Genomic DNA, 7,075 nt, shown 5'->3' with positions numbered 1-7,075 from the left:
GTGGTGGCGGTGCTCCGGTCGGGGGCGGTGTCTACGGCGGCGGCCGTGCCGGCGGCGGCCCCGGAGCCCGGCCCGGCGGTGCCGGTGGCCGACCGGGAGGCGCGGGCGGCGGGGTGTACGGCGGCGGTGGTGGTCAGCCCGGTGGCGGTCGGGCGGAGCCGCCACGGCGCGGTGGACAGGAGCCGGACTACCGGGGCCAGCGGCCCGGCCGTCGGCGGGACGGCGACGCGCCCGGCGACCCGTACGGGCAGTATCCCGGGGGCGGTCGTGGCCCTCGGGGCGACCGCTACTGACCCGGTCGGCGACATCGGTCCGGCGGCGCGGGTGAGCGCGAAGGGCCACCCACCCGCGCGCCGACCGGTCAGATTCGGCGGAGCACCGCCACGACGCGGCCCATGATGGTGGCGTCGTCGCCGGGGATCGGGTCGAAGGCCGGGTTCTGCGGCATCAGCCAGACGTGCCCGTCGCGTCGCCGGTAGGTCTTGACGGTCGCCTCGCCGTCGAGCATGGCGGCCACGATCTCGCCGGAGTCGGCCGTCGGCTGCTGCCGGACGACCACCCAGTCGCCGTCGCAGATCGCCGCGTCGAGCATCGAGTCGCCCTTGACCTGGAGCATGAACACCTCGCCCTCACCGACCAGCTCGCGGGGCAGGGGGAAGATGTCCTCCACGGCCTGCTCGGCGAGGATCGGCCCACCGGCGGCGATGCGACCGAGCATCGGCACGTACGCCGGGGTGGGTCGTTGGGCGCGGGACAACTCGTCGTCGATGGCCTCGCTGGGGGCGCGGACGTCCACCGCCCGGGGGCGGTTGGGGTCGCGGCGCAGGAACCCCTTCTTCTCCAGCTCCTTGAGCTGGTAGGCGACGCTCGACGGTGACACCAGACCGACCGCCTCGCCGATCTCCCGGACGCTCGGCGGGTAGCCGTGCCGCTCGACCCAGGTGCGGATGAACTCCAGGATGCGGCGCTGGCGGGCGGTCAGGTCGACCGTCGCCGGGTCGGGGAAGGCGCTGACCACCGGGGTGACCGGGCGCACGGCGGGCTGACCCGTCCGGCTGCGCGCGGCGCTGCGGCGTCGGGTGGCCGGCGGGCCCGCCTCGGTGATCTGCTGCGGGCTCTTCGGCCGGCTGGCCCGGTCCTCGGTCACGTCCGTCCTCCCTGGTCGGCGCTGGGTGCCTCGTCGGCTCGTGGTGCGTGCGGTGGTGCCACGGATGGTGCTCGGTTGGTGCGTCGCCGGGTGCGGTGAAGATCCATCGCGCCCGGTTGTTCCTGACCGTATAGGTGAGATCGGTCATTTTCAAACATCTGTACGACCTCTCACCGGCGTGTCGGGGTGAAAAACCGCCCCGGTCGTACGGATGTTCTGATAAATGGTACGTCGGATAGCACGGATGTTCGATCGGTGGCTGTTTTCCGGGGCGTTCCGGCCGTGCGGCCGGTAACCGGGGCGGGCTCTCGGCGTTGGTTCTGCGGTGGCGCGCGGTGTGCGGATGACCGGATGGTCCGTGACGCGCCGGACACGCCGGCCAACTTGACCGGGGTTCGCCAGCGACATACGGTCAACCCCTAGATGTAGTAGTGACACGGGCGTAAGTTGCCTACAGGTTGGGTTCGACTACCGACCGCACTCCCGTAATGTTGATCACGACGAGCGTCACCCGAGGTGGTGCCGTCGTGGCGGACCGTGTCCGGGAGTGCCCGGTGCGTCCGCGGTTGATCACGATTTTGGAGGTTGGGCGATGCGGTGTCCGTACTGCCGGCACGCCGACTCCCGGGTGGTCGACTCGCGGGAGGCCGACGACGGCCAGCTCATCCGGCGGCGGCGCTCCTGTCCGGAGTGCGGCAAGCGGTTCACCACCGTCGAGGAGGCGGTCCTCGCGGTCGTCAAGCGCAGCGGGGTGACCGAGCCGTTCAGTCGCACGAAGATCATCGGCGGGGTGCGCAAGGCGTGCCAGGGCCGGCCGGTGGACGACGACTCACTCGCGCTGCTCGCACAGCGCGTGGAGGAGACCGTCCGGGCCAAGGGGGCCGCCGAGATCCCCAGTCACGAGGTGGGCCTGGCGATCCTGGGCCCGCTGCGCGACCTGGACGAGATCGCCTACCTGCGGTTCGCCAGCGTCTACCGCTCCTTCGACTCGCTCGCCGACTTCGAGCGCGAGATCGAGACGTTGCGGGCCGTGGCGCGAGCCCGGGAGCAGGGCCGGGCCGACGCGGTCGAGGCCGCCGGCCGTACCAGTTGACTTCACTGTTTTTCGAGAGATCAGGACGCGCGGTGGGTGACCGCGCAGACGAGGGGGGCGACGGCGTGACAACGAGCCGTTCACGGAACAAGGCAGGCGCGGGGCTGAAAATCGAGCGGGTGTGGACGACGGAGGGGGTCCACCCATACGACGAGGTGTCCTGGGAGCGCCGCGACGTCGTGATGACGAACTGGCGGGACGGCTCGATCAACTTCGAGCAGCGCGGGGTTGAGTTCCCGGAGTCGTGGAGCGTCAACGCGGCGAACATCGTCACCACCAAGTACTTCCGGGGCGCGGTGGGGACCCCGGAGCGGGAGTGGTCGCTCAAGCAGCTGATCGACCGGGTGGTCACCACCTACCGCACCGCCGGCGAGGAGTACGGCTACTTCGCCAGCCCGGCCGACGCGGAGGTCTTCGCCCACGAGCTGACCTGGATGCTGCTGAACCAGGTGTTCAGCTTCAACTCGCCGGTCTGGTTCAACGTCGGCACGCTGTCGCCGCAGCAGGTCAGCGCCTGCTTCATCCTGGCCGTCGACGACTCGATGGACTCCATCCTCGACTGGTACAAGGAGGAGGGGCTGATCTTCAAGGGCGGCTCCGGCTCCGGCGTCAACCTGTCGCGGATCCGCTCGTCCCGCGAGCTGCTCTCCTCCGGCGGCAACGCCTCCGGCCCGGTCAGCTTCATGCGCGGCGCGGACGCCTCGGCCGGCACCATCAAGTCCGGCGGCGCTACCCGCCGGGCGGCCAAGATGGTCATCCTCGACGTCGACCACCCGGACATCCAGGAGTTCGTGGTCACCAAGGCGCGCGAGGAGGACAAGATCCGCGCGCTGCGCGACGCCGGGTTCGACATGGACCTCGGTGGCTCCGACATCGTCAGCGTCCAGTACCAGAACGCCAACAACTCCGTCCGTGTCTCGGACGAGTTCATGTCGGCGGTGGAGAACGGCAAGGGCTTCGACCTGCGTGGCCGGCTGGACGGCGCGACGATCGAGACGGTCGACGCCAAGAACCTCTTCCGTTCCATCGCCCAGGCCGCCTGGGAGTGCGCCGACCCGGGCCTGCAGTACGACGACACGATCAACGACTGGCACACCTGCCCGGAGACCGGGCGGATCACCGCGTCGAACCCGTGCTCGGAGTACCTGCACCTGGACAACTCCTCGTGCAACCTCGCCTCGCTCAACCTCATGAAGTTCCTCCGCGCAGACGGTGGCTTCGAGGTGGAGAAGTTCGTCAAGTCCGTCGAGTTCGTCATCACCGCGATGGACATCTCGATCTGCTTCGCGGACTTCCCGACCGAGAAGATCGGCGAGACGTCCCGCGCCTACCGGCAGCTCGGCATCGGCTACGCCAACCTCGGCGCCCTGCTGATGGCCACCGGCCTGCCGTACGACTCGGACCAGGGCCGTTCGGTCGCCGCGGCGATCACCTCGCTGATGACCGGCACCGCCTACCGCCGCTCGGCCGAGCTGGCCGGCGTCGTCGGCCCGTACGACGGCTACGCCCGTAACGCCGAGCCGCACAAGCGGGTCATGCGCAAGCACGCCGCGGCCAACGACGAGATCAAGCCGACCAGCCCGGTGGCCACCGCGATCGTCCGCGAGGCGACCAAGCAGTGGACCCAGGGCAACAAGATCGGTGACAAGAACGGCTGGCGTAACGCGCAGGCCAGCGTTCTCGCACCGACCGGCACCATCGGCTTCATGATGGACTGCGACACGACCGGCGTGGAGCCGGACCTGGCGCTGGTCAAGTTCAAGAAGCTGGTCGGCGGCGGTTCGATGCAGATCGTCAACCAGACGGTTCCGCGCGCCCTGCGCAGCCTCGGCTACCCCGAGGAGCAGGTCGAGGCGATCGTCGAGCACATCGCCGACAACGGCCACGTGGTGGACGCCCCCGGCCTCAAGCCGGAGCACTACCCGGTCTTCGACTGCGCGATGGGGGAGCGGTCGATCGCCCCGATGGGCCACGTGCGGATGATGGCGGCGATCCAGCCGTTCGTCTCCGGCGCCATCTCCAAGACGGTCAACATGCCGGAGGCGGCCACCGTCGAGGACGTCGAGAAGATCTACTTCGAGGGCTGGAAGCTCGGCCTCAAGGCGCTGGCGATCTACCGGGACAACTGCAAGGTCGGCCAGCCGCTCTCGGTGGCCAAGTCCAACAAGGCCACCACGCCGGCCGCCGTCGAGACCGCTGCCGCCGCGCCGGCCGCAGTGGAGAAGGTCATCGAGTACCGGCCGGTGCGCAAGCGCCTCCCGAAGAAGCGCCCCTCCGAGACGGTCAGCTTCTCCGTCGGTGGCGCCGAGGGTTACCTCACCGCGTCGTCCTACCCGGACGACGGCCTCGGCGAGGTCTTCCTCAAGATGTCCAAGCAGGGCTCGACCCTGGCCGGCGTGATGGACGCCTTCTCGGTGGCCATCAGCATCGGCCTGCAGTACGGCGTGCCGCTGGAGACGTTCGTCAGCAAGTTCACCAACATGCGCTTCGAGCCGGCCGGCATGACCGACGACCCGGACGTGCGCATGGCGGCCTCGGTGATGGACTACATCTTCCGTCGCCTGGCACTGGACTTCCTGCCCTACGAGCGCCGCGCCGAGCTGGGCATCTTCACCGCCAGCGAGCGGGCCGCCCAGCTGCGGGCCGAAGCCGACGCGGAAGCCGCCGGGGTCACCGGAGCGGAGCTCACCGCGATGGCGTCATCCGCGCCGGTCGAGGCCCCGGCCAAGCCGGAGGCCGTCGCCCAGCCGGCCCAGGAGATGGCCGACGTGGCCGCCGCCAAGCCGGCGCCGAGCGTGGGTTCCAGCACCGAACTGCTGGAGGCCGTGATCGGCAAGGCCGCGGACGCGCCGCTCTGCTTCACCTGCGGTACGAAGATGCGCCCCGCCGGTAGCTGCTACGTCTGCGAGGGCTGCGGCTCCACCAGCGGCTGCAGCTGAGATAAGCAACGAGCCCCGGGCGTTGGCGCGCCTGGGGCTCGTGAGCCGGGAGAGCCCGACCTGATTGCTGCAGGACGGATCTTCGCTCTTCCCGGCCGATTCCGCAAATTCATCGAGAAGGGCGGGGAAGAGATGGCGAAACCAGGCAAGCCCGTACACGTCGTCCCACACGACGACGGATGGGCCGTGCGGCGGGAGGGCAACGAGAGGGCATCCTCGGTGCACGGTACTCAAGCCGAGGCGGAACGGCAGGGCCGGACGGCAGCCCGGGCGAGCGAGACGGAGTTTTACCTGCACAATCGCCTCGGGCAGATTCGCGCACGTGACAGTTACGGGAACGACCCGAATCCGCCCAAGGACAAGGACTAGTTGACGGGGCCCTGGCCTGCCTAAGCAGGTCAGGGCCCCGTGCCGCTTGTCACCGCAAAGAAAGTCTGCCCAGACGATGTCAGAGCGAATGCATCCAGTTGGTGCGGGGCCCAATCGGCCTGGGTTGTTGACCTTCGATACTCAGGCAATCGAGCTAGTCGTTCGGCTCTTCAGCTCAGCGAGCAAACCCAGCCAGGCTGTCCCGTCGAAGTGCAATCTTGGACCTGCTGGATCCTTGCTGTCGCGGACCTCGACGGTTTGATCGACGTACCTGGCCTCGACGCAGGCACCGTTGCTGCCGCTGCGGGTGCTCTTGCGCCACTGCGAGTCCACTGCACGTCTCCTACGCCTTGCGCCTGGCGCTCCGGATCTCCTCGATCATGGTGGCCGAGTCAGTCGGTGACATGGCTGCGGCGCGCAGACTGTTGAACACCACCGTACAACGCCTCACGTCTTCGCCTTCCGCGTAGAGGTCGCCCGTGAGGCCCTCGATGTAGACCACGCCGGGTCCGTCCGCGAAGTTGAGGATGTGGAAGCTCGTCAGCATCGAGGCGTACGCGCCCTCGCGGAACGGGATCACCTGGACGGTGACGTTCCAGCGCTTGCTGGCATCAAGCAGGGCGGTGAGCTGATCGGCCATGATCGCCGCTCCGCCGATCTGGCGGTGAAGGACCGCCTCGTCGAGCACCGCGACGAGCCGTAGCTTGCCGGATGCGATCAGCTCTTGGCGCTGCATCCGTACCGCGACCCGTCGCTCCACGGCCTCTGGCGACGGCTCGAAGGCGTCCTCGCTGGTCATCGCTCGGGCGTAGTCCTCTGTCTGGAGCAGTCCCGGGACCACCAGCGTTTCGAAGTTCTGTACCTCCTCGGCTGCGGACTCCAAGCCGATGTACTGGCGGTACGACGACGGTAGGTCGCCGTACTTCGCCCACCAGCCGCGCTGCTTGCCGGTCTTCGCCATCGACAGGAGCGTTTCGCGGAGTTCGGCGTCGGTGACGCCGTACCGATCGAGCAGGGCGTTGAGCGCTGGTGCCTTGATTCCAACGCGTCCGGCCTCGATGCGCCGGAGCGTGCTTGCCGAGACCTCGATGACGGCGGCGGCTTGCTCGGCCGTGACGCTGGCCTCTTCGCGGACCTGACGGAGCTGCGCACCGAGCTGGAAGCGAACGAAGGTCGGACTCTCCATGGCGGCCATTGTGCCGTCGACACTGCCGTCCAGGATCATCGGACACGCCCAAGCACTATGACCGGTGGTCATTGACCATACAAAAATGCGCGCGCAAAATGAGCGAGCAAATGAGAGTCCGGTTGGACCGCCGGGAGGTCGGGTGCCGAAGCGCGTGCCGTACGACGACTACCTGCTGGCGGTGGCGCTGACCTTGGCGCGGCGGCATCGGCCGGTCTGGTCGTGGCAGCGGTGGCGGCGGATCTGCCGATGCGGGGCCGACCTGCCGTGCCGAGCCCAGCACCGCATCCCGATCCGCCGAGGCCACTGGCCAGGGGAGGAGTAGGAGTGACCGAGGATCA

General features: G+C 68.8%; 6 protein-coding genes and 1 pseudogene. 3 read left to right on the top strand and 4 right to left on the bottom strand.

The annotated features are described in order from the left end of the window. Together B0E54_RS23085 and lexA are read right to left on the bottom strand one after the other, a co-directional pair. Positions 1 to 308: pseudogene (locus tag B0E54_RS23085) on the bottom strand (hypothetical protein); the annotation flags it as partial. Positions 309 to 361: 53 nt separating this feature from the next. Further along, on the bottom strand, positions 362 to 1,147 hold the full coding sequence (lexA, locus tag B0E54_RS23080) for a transcriptional repressor LexA (protein WP_091400540.1): 786 nt from the start codon (positions 1,145 to 1,147) through the stop codon (positions 362 to 364). A 592-nt stretch (positions 1,148 to 1,739) separates the two neighbouring features. Between lexA and nrdR the strand changes: the two genes are divergently transcribed. From nrdR to B0E54_RS23065, 3 genes are all read left to right on the top strand, one after another. After that, positions 1,740 to 2,240, top strand: a complete 501-nt coding sequence (gene nrdR, locus B0E54_RS23075) for a transcriptional regulator NrdR (RefSeq protein ID WP_234587987.1) — start codon at positions 1,740 to 1,742, stop codon at positions 2,238 to 2,240. 32 nt (positions 2,241 to 2,272) lie between these two features. Continuing rightward, positions 2,273 to 5,179, top strand: coding sequence for a vitamin B12-dependent ribonucleotide reductase (locus B0E54_RS23070; protein ID WP_234587985.1), 2,907 nt, complete (start codon positions 2,273 to 2,275; stop codon positions 5,177 to 5,179). A 132-nt stretch (positions 5,180 to 5,311) separates the two neighbouring features. Beyond that, positions 5,312 to 5,548 carry a DUF2188 domain-containing protein gene (locus B0E54_RS23065; RefSeq protein ID WP_234587984.1) on the top strand — a complete coding sequence of 79 codons (237 nt, stop codon included), beginning with the start codon at positions 5,312 to 5,314 and terminating at the stop codon, positions 5,546 to 5,548. 141 nt (positions 5,549 to 5,689) lie between these two features. Here B0E54_RS23065 and B0E54_RS23060 read toward each other — a convergent pair whose 3' ends face one another. Both B0E54_RS23060 and B0E54_RS23055 read right to left on the bottom strand, forming a co-directional pair. Further along, complete coding sequence (locus tag B0E54_RS23060) at positions 5,690 to 5,881, bottom strand: DUF397 domain-containing protein (RefSeq protein ID WP_234587983.1); 192 nt, start codon at positions 5,879 to 5,881, stop codon at positions 5,690 to 5,692. A gap of 10 nt (positions 5,882 to 5,891) precedes the next feature. Further along, the gene (locus tag B0E54_RS23055) at positions 5,892 to 6,773 is read right to left on the bottom strand and encodes a helix-turn-helix transcriptional regulator (protein ID WP_234587982.1); all 882 of its coding nucleotides are present in this window, start codon (positions 6,771 to 6,773) and stop codon (positions 5,892 to 5,894) included. Between the last annotated feature and the right edge of the window lie 302 nt (positions 6,774 to 7,075).

The organism is Micromonospora sp. MH99 (assembly GCF_021442385.1).
Taxonomy (GTDB): Bacteria; Actinomycetota; Actinomycetes; order Mycobacteriales; family Micromonosporaceae; genus Micromonospora.
This window is presented reverse-complemented; position numbering and strand designations above follow the sequence as displayed.